This is a genomic window from Cellulophaga geojensis KL-A (assembly GCF_000568425.1).
Taxonomy (GTDB): Bacteria; Bacteroidota; Bacteroidia; order Flavobacteriales; family Flavobacteriaceae; genus Cellulophaga; species Cellulophaga lytica.
In genome coordinates this window covers 83,986-103,866 of sequence record NZ_ARZX01000012.1, presented here as the reverse complement: position 1 = coordinate 103,866, position 19,881 = coordinate 83,986, and the positions used below count along the sequence as shown (strand labels likewise).

16 protein-coding genes are annotated in these 19,881 nt (G+C 33.2%); 8 read left to right on the top strand and 8 right to left on the bottom strand.

Annotated features, from left to right (window positions below; translation table 11 throughout):
• Positions 1-42 precede the first annotated feature (42 nt).
• Both KLA_RS10425 and KLA_RS10420 read right to left on the bottom strand, forming a co-directional pair.
• A complete protein-coding gene (locus KLA_RS10425; RefSeq protein WP_013620715.1) occupies positions 43-1,044 on the bottom strand; it encodes an AAA family ATPase in 1,002 nt (333 codons plus the stop codon).
• Between the two features lie 245 nt (positions 1,045-1,289).
• Complete coding sequence (locus tag KLA_RS10420; RefSeq protein ID WP_034645680.1) at positions 1,290-1,643, bottom strand: hypothetical protein; 354 nt, start codon at positions 1,641-1,643, stop codon at positions 1,290-1,292.
• A 146-nt stretch (positions 1,644-1,789) separates the two neighbouring features.
• Between KLA_RS10420 and KLA_RS10415 the strand changes: the two genes are divergently transcribed.
• From KLA_RS10415 to KLA_RS10385, 7 genes are all read left to right on the top strand, one after another.
• Positions 1,790-2,665, top strand: coding sequence for an aldo/keto reductase family oxidoreductase (locus tag KLA_RS10415; protein WP_013620713.1), 876 nt, complete (start codon positions 1,790-1,792; stop codon positions 2,663-2,665).
• Between the two features lie 15 nt (positions 2,666-2,680).
• Complete coding sequence (locus KLA_RS10410) at positions 2,681-3,439, top strand: SDR family NAD(P)-dependent oxidoreductase (RefSeq protein WP_034645678.1); 759 nt, start codon at positions 2,681-2,683, stop codon at positions 3,437-3,439.
• Positions 3,440-3,465: 26 nt separating this feature from the next.
• A complete protein-coding gene (locus KLA_RS10405) occupies positions 3,466-4,602 on the top strand; it encodes an ATP-binding protein (protein WP_034645674.1) in 1,137 nt (378 codons plus the stop codon).
• Positions 4,603-4,708: 106 nt separating this feature from the next.
• Complete coding sequence (locus tag KLA_RS10400; protein ID WP_034645670.1) at positions 4,709-5,845, top strand: SPFH domain-containing protein; 1,137 nt, start codon at positions 4,709-4,711, stop codon at positions 5,843-5,845.
• A gap of 57 nt (positions 5,846-5,902) precedes the next feature.
• Entirely contained in the window at positions 5,903-6,985 is a 1,083-nt protein-coding gene (locus tag KLA_RS10395) for a hypothetical protein (protein ID WP_013620709.1), read from the top strand.
• Positions 6,982-7,707: a metallophosphoesterase family protein gene (locus KLA_RS10390; protein WP_013620708.1), complete on the top strand. Its 726-nt coding sequence runs from the start codon at positions 6,982-6,984 to the stop codon at positions 7,705-7,707. The genes KLA_RS10395 and KLA_RS10390 overlap by 4 nt, the downstream gene beginning before the upstream one ends.
• Before the next feature lie 39 nt (positions 7,708-7,746).
• The gene (locus KLA_RS10385; RefSeq protein ID WP_013620707.1) at positions 7,747-8,742 is read left to right on the top strand and encodes an acyl-ACP desaturase; all 996 of its coding nucleotides are present in this window, start codon (positions 7,747-7,749) and stop codon (positions 8,740-8,742) included.
• Positions 8,743-8,815: 73 nt separating this feature from the next.
• On the opposite strand, the gene KLA_RS10380 is transcribed toward KLA_RS10385, so the two are convergent.
• From KLA_RS10380 to KLA_RS10355, 6 genes are all read right to left on the bottom strand, one after another.
• On the bottom strand, positions 8,816-9,415 hold the full coding sequence (locus KLA_RS10380) for a hypothetical protein (RefSeq protein WP_013620706.1): 600 nt from the start codon (positions 9,413-9,415) through the stop codon (positions 8,816-8,818).
• A 20-nt stretch (positions 9,416-9,435) separates the two neighbouring features.
• The gene (locus KLA_RS10375) at positions 9,436-10,353 is read right to left on the bottom strand and encodes an OmpA family protein (RefSeq protein WP_013620705.1); all 918 of its coding nucleotides are present in this window, start codon (positions 10,351-10,353) and stop codon (positions 9,436-9,438) included.
• A 385-nt stretch (positions 10,354-10,738) separates the two neighbouring features.
• The gene (locus KLA_RS10370) at positions 10,739-12,292 is read right to left on the bottom strand and encodes an aldehyde dehydrogenase family protein (RefSeq protein ID WP_034645666.1); all 1,554 of its coding nucleotides are present in this window, start codon (positions 12,290-12,292) and stop codon (positions 10,739-10,741) included.
• 114 nt (positions 12,293-12,406) lie between these two features.
• On the bottom strand, positions 12,407-12,949 hold the full coding sequence (locus KLA_RS10365) for a 3-hydroxyanthranilate 3,4-dioxygenase (RefSeq protein ID WP_013620703.1): 543 nt from the start codon (positions 12,947-12,949) through the stop codon (positions 12,407-12,409).
• 66 nt (positions 12,950-13,015) lie between these two features.
• Positions 13,016-13,477, bottom strand: coding sequence for a CAP domain-containing protein (locus KLA_RS10360; protein ID WP_051456088.1), 462 nt, complete (start codon positions 13,475-13,477; stop codon positions 13,016-13,018).
• 170 nt (positions 13,478-13,647) lie between these two features.
• Positions 13,648-14,118: a CAP domain-containing protein gene (locus KLA_RS10355; RefSeq protein ID WP_034645663.1), complete on the bottom strand. Its 471-nt coding sequence runs from the start codon at positions 14,116-14,118 to the stop codon at positions 13,648-13,650.
• 185 nt (positions 14,119-14,303) lie between these two features.
• Here KLA_RS10355 and KLA_RS10350 point away from each other — a divergent pair, with 185 nt between their 5' ends.
• Positions 14,304-19,814, top strand: coding sequence for an alpha-2-macroglobulin family protein (locus tag KLA_RS10350; protein WP_034645661.1), 5,511 nt, complete (start codon positions 14,304-14,306; stop codon positions 19,812-19,814).
• Positions 19,815-19,881 lie beyond the last annotated feature (67 nt).

The following is a 19,881-nucleotide window of genomic DNA, read 5'->3' as shown; positions in this document are numbered from 1 at the left end:
TTTGTATAAAAACAGAACCACGACATATAACTGACGACTGATTTAAGGCACTTCTACTTCGTTTACAATCTTGTTAATTATTTCTTCAGAAGTAATGTTTTCTGCTTCAGCCTCATAAGTTATTCCAATTCTATGTCTTAACACATCATGTACAATGGCTCTAACATCTTCAGGAATAACATACCCTCTACGTTTAATAAAAGCATAACATTTAGCTGCTGTAGCTAAGTTTATACTACCACGAGGAGATGCTCCAAAACTTATAAGTGGTTTTAAATTTTCTAGATTGTATTTTTCTGGGTAACGTGTGGCAAATATGATGTCTAAGATATATTTTTCAATCTTTTCATCCATATATACTTCCTTTACAGCTTTTTGTGCATTTAATATTTGCTGTACAGTAACCACAGGTTTAACCTCATCATAAGAACCTTTTAAGTTTTGACGCATAATTAACTGCTCCTCATTAATTTTAGGATAGTCAATTACTGTTTTTAACATAAAACGGTCTACTTGTGCCTCTGGCAGTGGGTACGTACCTTCTTGCTCAACAGGGTTTTGTGTAGCCATTACTAAAAAAGGTTTTTCTAAAACAAAAGTTTCATCACCAATAGTAACTTGTTTTTCTTGCATTGCTTCTAACAAAGCCGACTGAACTTTTGCAGGGGCTCTGTTAATCTCATCTGCCAAAACAAAGTTTGCAAATATTGGTCCTTTTTTAATAGAGAAATCGTTCTCTTTAATATTGTATATCATTGTACCTACAACATCTGCAGGCAATAAATCTGGTGTAAACTGTATTCTGCTAAAGTCACCGCGGACTGCTTTAGATAAAGTGTTAATTGCTAATGTTTTAGCTAGTCCTGGCACACCCTCTAATAATATGTGTCCTCGTCCTAGTAATCCAATTAGTAGGCGTTCTACCATATGCTTCTGACCCACAATTACTTTGTTCATCTCTAGCATTAGTAGATCTATAAAAGCACTTTCTTGAGCAATTTTCTCGTTAACCGCACTAATATCTACTGTAGTATTTTCTTCCATAAGCCATTAAAATTGTTCTGCAAAATATAAAAGTATTTAATAAGATGCAAAATCTTAATTTATTTACGGTTCTGCTGTTAATAATAGGTTAAATGTTGTATAACGCTACTATTATTATGAACTATTTAAGGAAAATATTTTTAATTTTCACATAGTGTTATGAAAACCAGATGATAGCAGTTAAAAGAAGGATTTTTTGAATGTACTTAAAAAGTTGAAAAAAGTTTTTAAAACCGGACAAAAAATTAGTTCATTTTTTCTTTAGCTTCAAGAGTAATCGGTTTTATAAATATACTAGAAACTTCATCTGGAGATAAATTTAAGTCGTAAGTAGCTAGTTTTTTTCTAAAAGCATCGCTCTTTTCAGCCTTGTTATCTCCTAATTCATTTAGAATATAATAATAACTACTTTTATTTAAAGCTTTTGATGTTGTAAGGTTAAATTTTTTATAGTTAAAAAGGGTATAGGCTAGTAACGAGGAATGCCATTCTTTGTACTCTGTAGTTTGTTTAATTTCTTGCATAATTTTAGAATTGTCTTGTTGAGAAAAACAATTGTAAGAGTTTAAAAAGAAAAGTATAAGTATGAGGTTTTTCATAATTAAGTCGTTTGTTAAAACAATCAACTTAATGAAGTTAAGAAAAAACTCTAAAATATAAAAGGACGATAATAAAATACTTCTTGCTATAATTCATTTCTTATTGTTATTTGTTGGAGATTTTATTTTTTACTTTTACAACTATTATGAAGATAACGCAAAATTACTCGAGAATTATAGCTGGTACAATGACCTGGGGAAGCTGGGGGAAAAACTTATCTACAGCAGAAATAGATAAGCTAATACACCATTGTTTAAATGTTGGTATAACAACTTTTGACCACGCAGATATTTACGGTGGCTATACAAATGAGGCTATGTTTGGTGCTGCATTTGCAAACAGCGGAGTTTCTAGAGAAAATTTACAGCTTATTACCAAATGTGGTATACAATATGTTTGTGATGCTAGAGAGGCTAAAATTGGACATTACCAATACAACAAGGAATATATTATTGAGTCGGTTCATCAATCTTTAAAAAATTTAAAAACAGATTATATAGATTTTTTATTGCTTCATAGGCCAAGTCCATTAATGCATCCTTTAGAAATATCAGAGGCTATTTATCAGCTTAAAAGCCAGGGTAAAATAATAGATTTTGGAGTCTCTAATTTTACACCTTCGCAAATACAAATGATTGAGACTGTGGTTCCTGTTGCTGGTAATCAGGTAGAGTTTTCATTAACCCAAAACACTGTTATGTATGACGGTACTTTAGATGACTGTATTACAAATAAAAGAATGGCAATGGCTTGGAGTTCTTTAGGGTCTTATTTTAAGGAGACAAATGAGCAAACTAAACGTATTAAGGATAGTTTAAATCAACTTACTAAAAAATACAATGCAACCGAAGATCAGTTGTTGTTGGCTTGGGTTTTAAAACACCCTGCTAACGTACATCCTGTAGTTGGGACAGCAACACCAGAGCGTATAGCGGCATCTGTTAACGCTTTAGATATTAAGTTAGAATTAGAAGATTGGTTTGTGTTGTTAAAAGCTAGTCAGGGGCATCCTGTTCCTTAAAAAATTATACAAAAAATGAATAAAAATAAAATTGCATTAATTACTGGCGCTACAAGTGGTATTGGTATGGCAACGGCCAAATTATTTGCTCAAAATAATATAAACTTAGTGCTATGCGGACGCAGACAAGAGCGTTTAGATACGCTTAAAAGGGAGTTAGAGAAAGAGGTTGCTGTGCACACTTTAACTTTTGATGTACGCAACAAAACAACTGTTTTAGCACAAATAGAGAGTTTGCCAAACAATTTTAAAGATATTGATATTCTTATTAATAATGCAGGTAACGCACACGGTTTAGAGCCTATACAAGATGGAAGTTTAGAGGACTGGGACGCAATGCTAGATATTAATGTTAAAGGGTTGTTATATGTTTCTAAAGCTGTAATTCCTAATATGATAGCTAAAAAGTCTGGGCACATTATAAATATTGGTTCTACAGCTGGTAAAGAGGTATACCCAAAAGGCAACGTGTATTGTGCTAGTAAGCACGCCGTAGATGCCATAAATCAAGGAATGCGTATAGATTTAAATCCGTATAATATTAAAATTGGTGCTGTAAATCCAGGAATGGTAGAAACCGAATTTAGTGAAGTAAGGTTTAAGGGAAATACAGAAAAAGCGGCAAAAGTTTACCATGGCTTTAAACCATTACAACCCGAAGATATTGCAGATATAATACATTTTGTTGTAACCAGGCCATACCATGTAAATATTGCAGATTTGGTGGTAATGAGTACAGCACAAGCAAGTAGTACAATTGTAAATAAAAACTGATTTTTTTGTAACGCAGCACTTTTAAAATGATTAATAAGCGACTTTTAGTTAAAAACCTTCTGGCTCATAATGACGAGAATAGTTTTTATGACAAAAAGCGCTTTATAGATATTGGTCAAAAAGAAGGCAAAGCAAAATTTTTAAAGCACGTATGCGCTTTAGCAAATAGTAATCCTCACAACAATTCATTTATTGTAATTGGCGTAGAAGATGAAGATAACACAATAGTTGGTGTAGATTTTTTTGATGATAGTAAAATACAAAATTTAGTAAATGCGTATTTAGATAATCCTCCTTTAATTTCTTATGAAAACATACCGTTTCCTCAGCTTCCAGAAGGTAAAGTGGTGGGGCTAGTAACCATAAAATCTAATGGTAAAGTATGTGCACTGCGTAAAAATATTTGGAAATATTACGGTGGCTCTGTATTTTTTAGAGAGGGTAGTATAAGCTTGCCAAAAGCATATAATGTAGAACTAAAAGATATTAATTCTGCAGCAGTTGCAACTATAGAGAAACACGCCAAAAATAACATAGAACTTACTTTAGATGGTGTTATAGACTTTATAAACAACCGTCATAAAGACCTAACAAGTAATTATAAAGTTTTTAAAGAACAGTTTGTGGTTTGTTGGGCCGGAAATCAAAAAAAAATAAAAGACCAAACATTCTATTCCAGGGTAGATATAGAATTAATTAACGAGCAAGTAAAACTGTTTTATTCTAATTTAGATGAAATAACAATAGCCTTTAATGACGATTCTTTTACCACTACAGAGTATGTGCAATTGGGTTTGGGTAAGCAACAAAAGTATTATCCGTTTGAAAAAGTAATTTTAAATTTTAATGATAACGGAAAGTATTTTATACAAAGTACTTTAATATTTAATCCGCCACAATACAATAAAAAATCATTGCATCATATTTTTAATGCAACCAATACTTTAGTAGATAAGTTAGAAAAGCAACAACAGCTAACAAAACAAGAAGAAGCAGATTTGCTACAGTTGCCAGACATTTATTTAATTTGTTTTTTAAATGATTTTCCTGATGCATTTTTACAAATGGAAAGAGCAAAACCATTAATAAAAAAACACAATAAAAATGTGTATATGTCTTTAAAAGAGGCTTTTAGAATTTTAAGAAAAGTAAAGTACAATTAAACTTGCCTAGTTAAGAACATAAATTTAATAGCTTTTTAAAGTTTTTTAGTTTGATGATAGCCTTAAAAACACTATCTTTTTTCAGTAAAATTAAAACACTACCACAATGGGAATATTTGATGAAATTAAAAAGAAATTAAGTCACGAATTTATAGATATAATAGAATGGTTAGATAATACTGACGATACTATTGTACACCGTTTTGAGCGTTACCAAAACGAAATTAAAAATAACGCAAAACTAATTGTTAGAGAAGGGCAAGTTGCAGTATTTGTAAACGAAGGGCAACTAGCAGATGTTTTTAATCCAGGGACATATACTTTAAACACTCAAAACTTACCAATTTTAACCACTTTAAAAGGTTGGAAATATGGTTTTAATAGTCCGTTTAAAGCAGAGGTTTATTTTGTAAACACACGCTTATTTACAGATGAAAAATGGGGTACTAAAAACCCAATTATGCTTAGTGATGAACGCTTTGGGTTAACAGAAATTAGAGCATTTGGTACGTATAGTTTTAGAATAGAAGAAGCAGGTAAATTTGTAGTAGATGTTGTAGGTACAGATGGTAATTTTACAAACTATGAAGTTAATGAACACCTTAAAAGTTTAATAGTTACACGTTTTACAGATACTGTTGGTGAGGCTAATTTGCCAATAGAACTATATGCAGCTAATACAACAGAATTGTCTGACACTTGCCAAGAGGTAATGAAGCCAGAGTTTAGTCGTATTGGTATAGAATTAGAGAAATTCTACATAGAAAATGTGTCTATGCCAGAAGAGCTTAAAAAAGAAATTTTTGAGTACAGTAGGTTAGATAAGTTAGATTTAAATAAATTAACCCAATTTAAAACAGCAAAAGCAATTGAAGCAGCTGCCAAAAATGATGGTGGTACAGCAGGTGCTGGTATGGGAATGGGAATGGGCTTTGTTATGGCGCAACAAATGGGCGGAATGATGAATCCGCAAATGATGCAACAACAGCCAGCAGTACAGCCACAAGGAGCGGCCGTGCCTCCGCCAATGCCAACACAAGTACAGTATTTTTATGCTGCAAATGGTCAACAAATGGGTCCTGTTACTTTTGATAAGCTAAAAGAGCTTTTTGCAAACAGAACTATTAATAAAGATTCATTAGTTTGGAAACAAGGAATGGCAAATTGGTCTGCTTTGCAAAACGTAGAAGAATTAAAAGTGTTTTTAGGCGGTAACACACCACCACCTTTACCAACAGTATAATACTCTAATCTTCATCAACCTAAAAAAAGTTTTACCCTTTAGTTAGTGGTAATTTTTATGGAAGAATTAAAACAATCTGAACAAAAGAAATCTTGTGCCAATTGTGGTGCAGAGTTAAAATACAAACCCGGCTCACAGCAATTAAGCTGTGGGTATTGTGGGTATGAAGAGTTTATAGAACAAGCTAAAAGTAGTTTTGAAGAGCTAGAACTAGAGCATTACTTAAAAGCTGTTGGAGACAATGCTTATACAGAAACTATAGAGTTGTTGCATTGCAAAAACTGTGGAGCAAATCAGCATATAGAAGAAAACTACAAGTCCTTACACTGTGTGTATTGTAGTGAGCCCTTAATTACAGAAGACATAGAAAAGGAAGGTTGGATTTTGCCAAGTGCTGTAGTGCCTTTTCAAATAGATACAAAAAAAGCAAGAAGCATTTTTAAAAACTGGGTTAATGGTATTTGGTTTGCGCCTAATAAGCTAAAAAAAGCGGCGCTAGATCCAGAAGGTATTCGTGGGTTGTATATGCCACATTGGACTTTTGATGCTAATATGACTGCAGATTATATAGGCAAAAGAGGAGAGTATTATTATGTTACCAAAACATATAAAACCAAAAACGGAACAAGCACAAGGCAAGAGCGTAGAACAAGATGGTACCCAGCATCTGGTACTGTTAATGGCTTTGTAGATGATATTTTAATTAATGCGTCAGAAAAAAAACAGAGAGAAGTACCATCAAAAGTTGCTTTTTGGAATCTGAAAGAATTAAAACCGTACAACTCTAGTTTTTTAGCAGGTTTTGTAACAGAAAAGTATACCATTTCTTTAAAAGAAGGGCATCATCAATCTTTTGCTAAGGCCAAACAAATTGCACACAATTGGATACGAAGTGATATTGGTGGAGATACACAGCAAATATCTTCAACAGATATCAAACTAAAAGATGAAACTTTTAAGCATATTTTATTGCCAATTTATATTAGTGCATACAATTACAATGGTAAAGAGTATAGGTTTTATGTAAACGGACAAACAGGAAAAATAAGTGGTACCAGACCATATTCATTCTGGAAAATATTCTTTTTAATACTTTTTATAGTGCTAGTAATTGCATTATTTATATTATTTGCTCAATGAGAAAATTAGTAATAGGAGACATACACTCAGGCTTAAAAGCATTAGAACAGTTGTTGCAAAAAGCAGCTGTAACTACAAACGATCATCTTATCTTTTTAGGTGATTATGTAGATGGGTGGAGTGATGCCGTAGAAACAATTAATTATTTAATAGCGTTAAATAAAACGCATAACTGTACTTTTATTAGAGGTAATCATGATGAGCTTTGTCTTAATTGGTTAAAAACAGATGAGCATAATGATACTTGGGTTTTACACGGCGGGCAAGCTACACAAACCTCTTACTTAGGTATTGATAATGCTACAAAAAAAGAACATATAGCTTTTTTAGAAAATCTAGAAAACTATTATTTAGATGAAGAAAACAGGCTTTTTTTACATGCAGGTTTTACCAATTTAAAGGGTGTAGATTTTGAGTATTTTGAAAAAACTTTTTATTGGGATAGAACATTGTGGGAGCTTGCCTTAGCAGTAGATCGTGCCTTAGCAAAGGAAGATAAAAAATACCCGCCCCGCTTATTAAAATATAACGAAATATATATAGGGCACACACCTGTTACACGCATAGGAAAAACAGTGCCGCAAAATGCTGCAAATGTTTATAATATAGATACAGGTGCTGCTTTTAAAGGACCTTTATCTATGTTAAATGTAGATACAAAAGAGGTGTGGCAAAGCGACCCTGTTACAACTTTTTATCCTACAGAAAAAGGAAGGAATTAAAAATTATTGTCGACCTTTGTTAAAAATAACTAGTATTATATGTCTGCACACAACATAAGATTAGAGGTAATGAAAGCCATTGAGGACAAAGTAGAAGGTTTTATAGACAGCTACTTAGTTCCTATTGAAAAAATATGGCAGCCAACAGATTTTTTACCAGACTCTCAGAGCGATAACTTTTTTAATGAGGTAGAGCAAATTAGAGAAGAGGCCAAAGAATTAGGATATGATTTTTGGGTTACTTTAGTGGCAGACACTATTACTGAAGAGGCATTACCAACCTATGAGTCTTGGTTAATGGATGTAGAAGGTGTAGACCAACATGATGGTCCTGAAAATGGATGGGCTAAATGGGTTAGAAACTGGACAGCAGAAGAAAACAGACACGGAGATGTGTTAAACAAATATTTATACTTATCTGGTAGAGTGAATATGCGAGAGGTTGAAATTACTACGCAGCATTTAATTGCAGATGGTTTTGATATTGGAACGGATAGAGATCCGTATAAAAACTTTGTTTATACTTCTTTTCAAGAATTGGCTACCAACATATCTCATAAAAGAGTTGGGCAAATGGCTAAGAAAAAAGGAAATACTTTACTAGGTAAAATGTGTAATATTATTGCTGGTGATGAAATGCGTCATCACTTAGCATACAGAGAGTTTGTTAAAGTAATTATGGATCAAGACCCTAACGGAATGATTTTAGCTTTTGCAGATATGATGAAGCGTAAAATTGTTATGCCAGCACACTTTTTGCGCGAGTCTGGCGGTAGCATAGGTACTGCTTTTGAAACTTTTAGTAATTGTGCACAAAGGTTAGGAGTATATACAGCTCAGGATTATATAGAAATTCTTAGCAAGCTTAACGGTTATTGGGATATTGAAAATTTAAGAGGTTTAAATGATTCTGCAGAAAAAGCAAGAGATTATTTAACTAAATTACCATCTAGATTACAACGTATATCAGACCGTATGAAAATTGATGAAGACCAATACCACTTTAAATGGGTACAGGCAAATGGTATGCTTTAATACCGTTTTATACATAAAACAAAACCCCAATTCTTATAAGGAATTGGGGTTTTTTGCTTGGTTGTTGATGTTGTTATAGTTTACCGTGTTTGTGCTCACTTTGCCATTTTTGCAAATCGGCCCATTTGCCTTCATAGCACATTTTTGCTTGCATTGGCCATGAAGATGGGTCATGTATTCTATAACGTTCTCCACCAGAGTTTAAAACTTCTTGGCACTTAGCTACTGTAGCTTCAGATAATGCTTTCCAAGTTTTAATATCAAACGTATGAAAAAGACCTTCAATTTTAGGTCCAATTCCTTCTACTAGTTTTAAATCGTCTTGTTTTACTTTTTTACCAAAAACAGCTTTTGCTGCAGCAGCATCAAAAGCAATGCCGGCATCTTGTGTTGGAGTTGGTGCCATTGCAGCTACAGGTGGTGTAACAACTGCTTTGGCAGCTTCTTTGGCTTTAGCTCTACAAGTATCTAAATCTGCCTGTAATTGTGTATTTTTAGCGGTAAGTTGGTCTTTGTCTGTTGTTAGCTTACTGTTTTTGTCTTTCCATAACTGTAAGTCTTCAGAGTTGTCTATAATCTCTTTATTGCCTTTGCCTAACAGATAGCCAAGAATTGCACAAATTATGCCTACTAAAGCAGGTATAATCCAGCACCAGATGTTTGTGTTTTCCATATTTAAGATAGTTTGTGTGTTTATTTTAATGTTATTACTGTTCTTCTATTTTGAGCTTTACCTTCTTCTGTGTCATTGGTTGCTATAGGCTCATCAGGGCCTTTAGAAGATGTGTTTATTTTAGAAGGAGAAATGCCGTTGTTTGTTAGGTATTCTTTAGCAAATTCTGCTCTTTTAAGTCCAAGGCCAATATTTGTTGTTCGGTCTCCTGTATTATCAGTATGGCCAACTACATTGCACATTGCTCCTTCTACTTTATCTAAATATGTAGATATATCTGCTATTTTTTGTCTCTGTTCTGCAGTTAAATTTATGGCTGCCTGTCCTGTTTTAAAATGAAGAACTAATGGATTGGATTTAATTTTTAAGTAAAGAGCATCCATTTGTGCTGTGTTGTCTTCTGCTATAACAGCGTCATAGGCAACTGGACCAATATAAATACTATCTTTAGGTACCATAGAATTCATTAATTGTCCGGAAATATTTAATTTAGAAGAGGGTACGCCGCTTGCAACTACATAATTTTTAATGGTATTTGCCCTGGCTATACCTAAGTTTGGGTAAGCAGACTTGTTCTCTTCTTCAGCCGTGTAGTAGCCTGTAATGGTAACTGCGTTTTTAGGATCTTTATCTATGTACTGTTGTATTGCAACTACACCTTTATTTACATTTTCAGATAATGGCTCTTGGTATGCAAATTCTGAGCTTTTAAAGTTAAAATTGTCATTGCTGTCAAATTCAAAACCATTTCCTTTTAAAGAAAAAGGATAAGCGGTTGCTTTTGGTTCAATTGGGGTTTGAACTTCTTCATTTGTGTCTGTTACAGTATTTGAATCTGTAGTTGCAAATCCGCAACATGTACAGCACGTAATAAAAAAGTAAGTTCCTACCAGAATTGTGATAATAATTCCGAGTAGATACATTAGTTTTTTTGTCATAATGGTCTGGTTTTTTTGTGTTTACGCTACAATGTAAAAAAAAATTATTTAAAATGTTAAAAATGTTAAAGAAATACGCATTCTTAAACTTTTTTTAATGAATTTTTTACTTTTTGCAGTTTAACTTACCAGTTATGTACTAAAACCTACCAAATATACATTGTTTGCTTGTAAATATATAATTCTATGCAAAACGCAGAAATATTAATATTACTTTTATGGTATCATAGTAGGAAAAAAACCCTGTTCTCCCGCAAAGTGCGGCATTGAATTTGGGTTTTTTTCATTATAATATTAGTTAGTTAGCTAAGTTTATTTAGTGATTACAAAAAAAAGCCGCTGTATACAATTGTATGCAGCGGCTTTGTATGTTGTATTAAACTAGTTACAAGTTAAATTTAATTCCTTGTGCCAGTGGTAATTCTGTAGTATAGTTAATAGTATTTGTTTGTCTTCTCATATATACTTTCCAAGCATCTGAACCAGACTCTCGTCCTCCTCCAGTTTCTTTTTCGCCACCAAAAGCACCACCTATTTCTGCACCAGAGGTACCAATGTTTACATTAGCAATACCACAGTCAGATCCTTGAACAGATAAAAAGTGTTCTGCTTCTCGTAAATTATTAGTCATAATTGCAGAAGACAAGCCTTGTGCAACACCGTTTTGCATTTCTAGGGCATTTTCTACACCACCAGAATATTTTAATAAGTATAAAATAGGAGCAAACGTTTCATGTTGTACAATTTCAAAAGAGTTTTTAGCCTCTGCAATTGCTGGTTTAACATAGCAACCACTTTCATAATCTTCTCCTTCTAAAACACCGCCTTCTACTACAATGTTGCCACCTTCTTTAACAACTTTGTCTAAAGCATCTTGATACATTTTTACTGCATCTTTATCTATAATTGGTCCAACGTGGTTATTTTCATCTAAAGGATTACCAATACGCAGCTGATTGTATGCACTAATAACGGCATCTTTTACCTTATCATAAATAGAGTCATGTATAATTAACCTACGTGTAGATGTGCAACGTTGGCCAGCAGTACCAACAGCACCAAATACAGCGCCAATAACAGTCATTTTTATATCTGCATCTGGTGTAACAATAATGGCGTTGTTACCGCCTAATTCTAACAAAGATTTACCCAAACGCCCAGCAACCTCTTTAGCAACAATTTTACCCATTCTTGTAGATCCTGTGGCAGAAACTAGAGGAATACGGGTGTCTTTAGTCATCATTTCACCAACCTTATAATCGCCATTTATTAAGTTGCAAATACCTTCTGGCAAGTTATTAGCAGCAAAAACTTCTGCAGCAATGTTTTGGCATGCTACGCCGCACATAGGTGTTTTTTCGCTAGGTTTCCAAACGCATACATCTCCGCAAATCCAAGCTAAAGCAGTATTCCAAGCCCACACAGCAACAGGAAAATTAAATGCAGATATAATACCAACTACGCCAAGTGGGTGGTATTGCTCATACATTCTATGTCCTGGACGCTCAGAGTGCATTGTTAGTCCGTGTAGTTGTCTAGATAATCCAACAGCAAAGTCGCATATATCTATCATTTCTTGAACTTCACCTAAACCTTCTTGGTAGCTTTTTCCCATTTCATAAGATACAAGTTTACCAAGCGCTTCTTTTTTTTCTCTTAATTTTTCTCCAAACTGACGTACAATTTCTCCACGTTGTGGAGCTGGCATTGTCCTCCAGGTTTTAAAAGCACTAGTAGCAGTTTGCATTACAATATTGTAATCTTCTTTTGTGGTAGTTTTTACTTTACCAATAAGTTTGCCGTCTACTGGTGAATAACTTTCTATAATGTCTCCGTTAGAGAAATTATTAGAACCGGTAGAAGTTCCTTCATTAATATCTTTAAGGCCCAATTCTTTTAAGGCGCTTTCTATTCCAAAAGATGCTGCTATTTCTGACATTTTTATAACTTTTATATTAAAAATTGTTACGTTTCACACAAAGTTACAAATAAATGTTCTTTGTTTAACAAAACTAGGTATTGGTTTGTTTTAGGAATTTTTATGCTTTGGTAGCTAATCTTCATCTGCCGTATACCTACTATCTACAGGCATTACAGTGCCGCAGTTGTTGCAAGTACGGTGTTCTTTAGAACCATAAAATATTTTAAAATGACTTAGAAAGTCTTTTTCAATATCGTTTAAGGTAAAATAAGCTTCATATAGTTTATGGTTACAATTGTCACAATACCAAAGTAAACCATCATCTACACCAAGGTTGTTTCTTTTGCGTTCTATAACTAAGCCAATAGAGTCTTTGTGGCGTACAGGAGAATGTGGTACTTTTGCGGGGTGCAGGTACATATCTCCAGGGCCTAGTTGCATAGTTTTCTTTTTACCGTCTTCTTGTATGTGTACTTCTATAGTACCTTCTAGTTGGTAAAAAAGTTCTTCGGTTTCATTATAGTGGTAGTCTTTTCTGGCGTTTGGGCCTGCTACAACCATAACTATATAATCACCTGCATCTTTATATAAGTTTTTATTACCTACAGGTGGCTTTAAAGTATCTCTATTTTCAGAGATCCATTTGTTTAAATTAAAGGGTGCTTTTATAGCCATATATCTTTTCTTTTGTTAGCAACAATGCTTATCAAATTTAAGAAAAGAAAATAGTTTAACCGCGTGTTACTTGTATAAGATTTGGGTAACGTAGTGTTCACCGTTGGTGTTTGTAAGTATACAAATTCCTGTATACTCATAATTGGTTTCTATATTATCTTTATGGTTAGGACTATTTAGCCAAGCGTTTAGTATTTGTTGGGCGTTACTGTATTGGTTTGCTACATTTTCTGCTACTAAAGTTGCATTAGTTTCAGAAGATAAATTTTCTGCTCTTTCTATAAAATTATCATGATTAATAGCATTAATTTTTATCATATAAATATTGTGCTCTTTAGCGTACCTGTAAGCATTATTACTTATTTGTAATTTTTCTAAGCCAATATTGGTTCTGTGGTTGTTAATTAAAGTAATTAGTTCAGCCTCCATTTGAGTTGCTGCAACTTCTTCATAAAGTTCATCTACACCATCAGTTTTATTACAGCTTATAAAAAAAATAAGCAAAAGAGAAATTAGGGGAATTTTCATCTTACACATAACAATCAATTTTCATTTAAAAAATATAGTTGTTGTAAAGGTATAAGTATAAGTGCTTGTGTTAGTGTTAAATACTATGTATGACGAATTAAAAACGGTGAAATGTTTTTTTTTAGATTAAGTGCATTATTAAAAGTTAATTGTAGTTACCAATGGTATTTTTACTTGTAAAAAAGTTGGGTATAATAATAATCGCCGTTTTGTTTGTGCATAACACTAATACCTGTGTGGGTGTAATCTCCTTCTAAATTGGCTTTATGTCCTTCACTTTGTAGCCAACTTTGCAATGTTTCTTGAGCAGATGTGTAACTACTAGCAATGTTTTCTGCTATGTAATTGGCTCCGGTTTCATTGGCTATGGCTTTTGCCCTTTCCTCAAAATTAGCATGGCTTAAATCTTTTGTGTTAGCCATATACTCGCTATGTGATGTAGCATATTTTTTAGCAATAGTACTTGTTTTTAATGGCTGTAAACCTAAAGATTCTCTATGAGAATTAACTTGTATGAACAAGTTGTTTTCTAGTTCTGCATTGCTCATTAAGTTAATTTCATCTTCTAAATTATCTTTAGAGCAGCTAAAAACAATAGAGGTTATAAGGAATAGTAATACGTAAGTTAACTTTTTTAACATGGTTAGTGTAAAAGAGGTTTAATGGTTAAGTTGGTTTAATTTATGGTTAAGATAAATAAAAAGTCGCAACAAAAGGATAAATAAATACGTTGTTGTTAAATAATTTATTTTTAACAGGATAATACCCAGTTTACAGGGAGTATTCTATGTATTTTAAATAGTACTTTTACCAAAACTAATTTTTTATGAAAACCAAGTCTATCTTTTTTGTTTTATGTTTAGCCCTTTTTTTTGGGTGTAAAAAAAAGGTCACAACTGTAGATGCAGAGTCCGCAGCAAAATATGCAGAGTATGTGTCTGAGTATACACAAGGTATTATTTCTACAAAAGCACCAGTGCAAATTGTTTTAAGTAAGCCTGTAAATGATTGGACAAATGGTAAAGATTTAAGCTCAAGTATTTTAGATGTTTCTCCTAGTGCATCAGGAAAAATAAAAGCTATAAATGAAAATACTATAGTTTTTACTCCGTCAAAAGCTTTAAAGCAGAATACTGAGTATACCTTTTTAGTAAACTTAAAAGAAATTTATAAAGATATTCCTAGTGATTTAGAAGAGTTTGCTTTTTCTGTTAATACAATAAAGCAAGAGTTTAGTGTAACGTTAAGTCCTATGCAGGCATACTCAAAAGAATATCAATATATAGATTTGCAATTAAGGTCTGCAGACGTTTTAACTCTAGAAACCGTAAAAAAACTAACCACTGCTACTTATAAAGGTACAAAGTTAGCTTTTAAATATAATAACAACCCTAAAAATGGAACTCAGTTTCAGTTTAAGTTAGATAGTATTAAAAGGTACAAAGAAGATGAAAAGTTAGAATTGGCTTATGATGGTAATTCTTTTGATATTGACACAAAGGGTAAAATTGATGTTGTGATTCCTGGTAAAAACAACTTTTCAATATTAAACGTAGATGTAAGACAAACAAGTAGTCCGGTTGTAAAAATTAATTTTTCAGACCCATTAAAAAAAGGTCAAAATTTAAAAGGGTTAGTAGTTTTAGAGAATGATGCAAACCCTAAATTCTCTATTAAAGGAAATACATTATACCTATACCCGTCACAAAACCACACAGGATCCTTATTGTTAGAGGTTTTTGATGGTATACAACGAGGAGACGGTGTAAAACTTAAGAAAAAATATACAGAGCGTATAGCTTTTGAGCAAATTAAACCACAGGTTAGAGCGTTGTCTAACGGTGTTATTTTGCCATCATCTACCAACTTAAAAGTAAATTTTGAGGCCGTAAACTTAAAAGCTGTAGATGTTAAGGTATTTCGTATTTATGAAAACAATGTACTTCAGTTTTTACAAGTAACAGAGTTAGGTGGTAACAACCAATTACGTAGAGTTGCAAGGCCAATTGCAAGTAAAAAACTAGAATTAATAGATGAGCTTACGGTAAATAGTGGTAAATGGCAAGCACATGCTTTAGACTTAACAAAATTAATAACACCAGAAAAAGGAGCTATTTACAGAGTAGAGTTTTCATTTAAGCCGCAATACAGTTTATATACTTGTAGTGATGGCACAAACTTTAGTCCTTTTGATGAAGAGGAAGACAATGATGATTTTGATGAAGAAACTGAAAGTAGCTATTGGGATAATTCTGAAAGTTACTACAACAATGATTATAGCTGGAGTGAAAGAGAAAATCCTTGTCACACATCATACTATGTAAATAAAAAAGTAGGAATTAATGTTTTGGCCACAGATATAGGTGTTACTGTAAAAAAAGGAATTAATAACAGCTATTTTGTTGCAACATCAGACCTAATAACAGCCAAGCCAATAGTAGGTGCCAAAGTTACTTTTTACAATTACCAGCAACAAGCATTAGGTACTGTAACAACAAGTGCAGAAGGAGTTTCTTTTTTTGATGCAGACCACTTAGCATTTTTTGCAGTAGCAGAGTTTAAGGGGCAAAAAACTTACGTTAAACTTAATGACGGTAACGCATTATCTGTAAGTAAGTTTAAAGTAAATGGTGTTAAATTACAAAAAGGAATTAAAGGGTATATTTTTGGAGAACGTGGTGTTTGGCGTCCAGGAGATATGTTGCACTTGTCTTTTGTTTTAAATGATAATGCAAATAAATTACCAGCAAATCATCCTGTAAAATTAGAATTATTAGACCCATATAATGATGTGGTTCATAGAGAGGTAAAAACTGTAGGTGTAAATAATTTTTATAGTTTTCCTATACAGACAGATGAAGATGCTATGACAGGAGACTGGTTGGCAAAAGTATCTGTAGGAGGTGCGCAGTTCACAAAAACCATTAAAATTGAAACCATTAAACCAAATAGGTTAAAAATTAAAAACGATTTTGGAGAGGGCATCTTAAAAGGAGGAAAACCAATAAAAGGAACAATGGAAGTTAAGTGGTTGCACGGTGCAATTGCAAAAAATTTAAATACAGATATAGCTGCTAAATTTAATGCGGTAGAAACAAAATTTAAAAATTACCCAGGCTATATTTTTGATGATCCAAGTAGAGGTTTTTCTGCAGAAGAACAAATGGTTTATAATGGTAAAATAGATGCAGAGGGTAAAGCTAATTTCGCTATAAATCCACAATTAGAGAGTAACCCTCCAGGAATGTTAAAAGCATCTTTTGTAACTAAAGTTTATGAAAACGGAGGAGATTTTAGTACAGATGTTTTTACTAAAGAATACTCTCCTTACCAAACCTATATAGGTCTTAATGTGCCAAAAGGCGATAAGTCTAAAGGGATGTTGTTAACAGACATAAAGCATAATTTTGAAGTGGTTTCTGTAGACGAAAACGGAAAGCCAAAAGCAACTAAAAACTTAAAAGTAGCCATATATAAAATACAATGGCGCTGGTGGTGGGAGACTTCTGAAGATAACCTAACGCACTATGGCAATAGCGGTTACAGAAATAAGATTTTTGAAACTACAATTAGCACAAACTCTAAAGGAAAAGGAAATTTTGAATTTGAATTGAAATATCCAGATTGGGGAAGGTATTTAGTTAGAGTAGAAGATGAGAATGGCGGACACGCAACCGGTAAAGCGGTTTATATAGATTGGCCAGGTTGGGCAGGTAAGTCTAAAAAGAACGATCCGTCTGCGGCTACAATGCTATTATTTTCATCGGATAAAGAAAAATACAATGTTGGTGAAACAGCAACCTTTACATTTCCTAGCTCAGAAAATGGAAGAGCATTGGTTACCGTAGAAAATGGTAATGAGGTTTTAGAGTCTCTTTGGGTAGAAGCCCAAAAAGGAGAAACTAAGTTTACAATACCAATGACAAAAGAGTTTACACCTAACGTGTTTATTCATATTTCTTTATTGCAACCACACGCTTCTACACAAAACGATTTGCCAATACGTATGTATGGTGTAATTCCAATCTCTGTAGAAAATAAAGAAACAAAATTAGAGCCAGAAATTGAAATGCCAGATGTGCTTAGGCCAGAAGAAACAATTAATGTTAAAATAAGCGAAAAAGACGGCAAAGCAATGACGTATACTATTGCTATTGTAGATGAAGGTTTGTTAGATTTAACAAGGTTTAAAACACCTAACCCTTGGGGAACTTTTTATGCAAATGAGGCATTAGGAGTAAAAACTTGGGATATTTATGATGATGTTATTGGTGCCTTTGGCGGTAGAATAAATCAGGTATTTGCTATTGGTGGTGATGATGAACTTGCTGGGGCTAAAAACAAAAAAGCAAATAGGTTTGAGCCTATGGTGGTGCATTTAGGCCCTTTTAAGTTAGAAAAAGGACAAACTAAAGCGCACAAAATAAAAATACCAAAATATGTAGGTTCTGTTAGAACTATGGTTGTTGCAGCAGACTCAGAAAAAGAAGCCTATGGTAGCCAAGAAAAAACAACCCCTGTACGTAAACCGCTAATGATTTTAGCATCATTACCACGTAAAATAACTCCAGGAGAATCTGTAATATTACCAGTTACTGTTTTTGCTATGGAGAAAAAGGTTAAAAACGTAACAGTAAAAATTAAAGAAAATAAAGCCTTTACTATAGAAGCAGGCAATAGCAAGTCGTTAAAGTTTACTACTCCAGATGAAAAAATGGCGTATTTTGTTCTTAAGGTTTCAGACTTTAAGGGTATTGGTAAAGTAGTTGTAGAGGCGTCAGGTAACGGAGAAAAAGCATCTTTTGAAATTCCAATAGATGTGGTAAATCCAAATCCAGTAACAGCAGAGGCTACAAGCTATGTATTAAACGCTAATAGTAGTAAAACCATTAGTTTAGAAACCTTTGGTGTAGACGGTACTAATACTGCATCTGTAGAGCTATCTACATTACCTCCAATGAATTTTAATGGTAGAATGCAGTATTTAATTCGTTACCCACACGGTTGTGTAGAGCAGACTACATCTGGTGCTTTTCCACAGTTATTTTTAGCAGATATTTTTGATATGCCTAAGTCTAAAAAAGAAAAAGTACAGAAAAATGTAGAAATGGCTATAAACCGTTTAGCAGGTTTCCAAAAATCAAACGGAGGTTTATCATATTGGCCAGGTCAAAGTAATGCTAATGACTGGGGAACAACCTATGCAGGACACTTTATGTTAGAAGCAGAAAAAAGAGGATATGTGTTGCCAATAGGGTTTAAATCTAAATGGATTACATATCAAAAAAATATAGCAAAGCAGTATAGAACCAGTGGTAGATATACACTGTTGCCGCAAGCATACCGTTTATACACTTTGGCATTAGCTGGTAGTGCAGATGTTGCGTCTATGAACAGGTTACAAGAAACAAAAGACTTGTCTAACCAATCTAAATTAAGACTAGCAGCTGCTTATGCCCTTATTGGTCAAAAATCTGTAGCAGCTAAGTTAATGAACAGTGCAACGTTAGATTTTACAAATAGTAAACATAATTATGGCACTTATGGGTCTACAGAGCGTAACAAAGCTATGGCATTAGAAACTATGTCTATAATGGAGAACAAAAAAGCGTCTCAGCAGTTGGCAAAAGAAATTGCAGAAGCTTTAAATAGTGATAAGTATATGAGTACACAAAGTACAGCATATAGCTTATTAGCAATGGCTAAGTTTGCAGATATGGTTGGTGGTAAAGGCATTAAAGCTACGCTAAAAGTTAATGGTAAAAGAGATAATGTTAGCACTAGTAAAACATTAGCTAACAGAGCGCTTTCTATTAAAAAAGGAAGCAATTCTGTAGAAATTAAAAATAATGAAGGTAATACACTTTATGTAACCTTAGTTAATAGTGGTAAGTTACCTGTTGGGCAAGAAAAAACAGTGCAAAATAACCTTAGTGTTAATGTAGTGTATAAGTCTAGAAATGGAAATGTTATAGATGCATCACAAATACAACAAGGAACAGATTTTGTTGCTGAGGTTGTACTTAAAAATACTACCAATAGTAAAATTGAAGATGTAGCGTTAACAGAAATTTTTCCTAGTGGATGGGAAATTGTAAACACACGTTTTACAGATTTTGGAAGCTTTGCAGAAAACAATGTAACCTATACAGATTTAAGAGATGATAGAGCTAATTTTTATTTTGACTTAAGAGAAAATGAAACTAAAAGCTTTAGAGTTTTACTAAATGCATCATACCTAGGAACATATTATTTACCTGGTGTGCAAGCAGAAGCTATGTATGATAATGATTACCTGGTACGTACAAAAGGACGTTGGGTAGAGGTTGTAAAATAAATACAACTTCTACGCAACCTTTTTTAAATTTTTGGTTCTAATTAGTATATAACAATTATAAAATTAG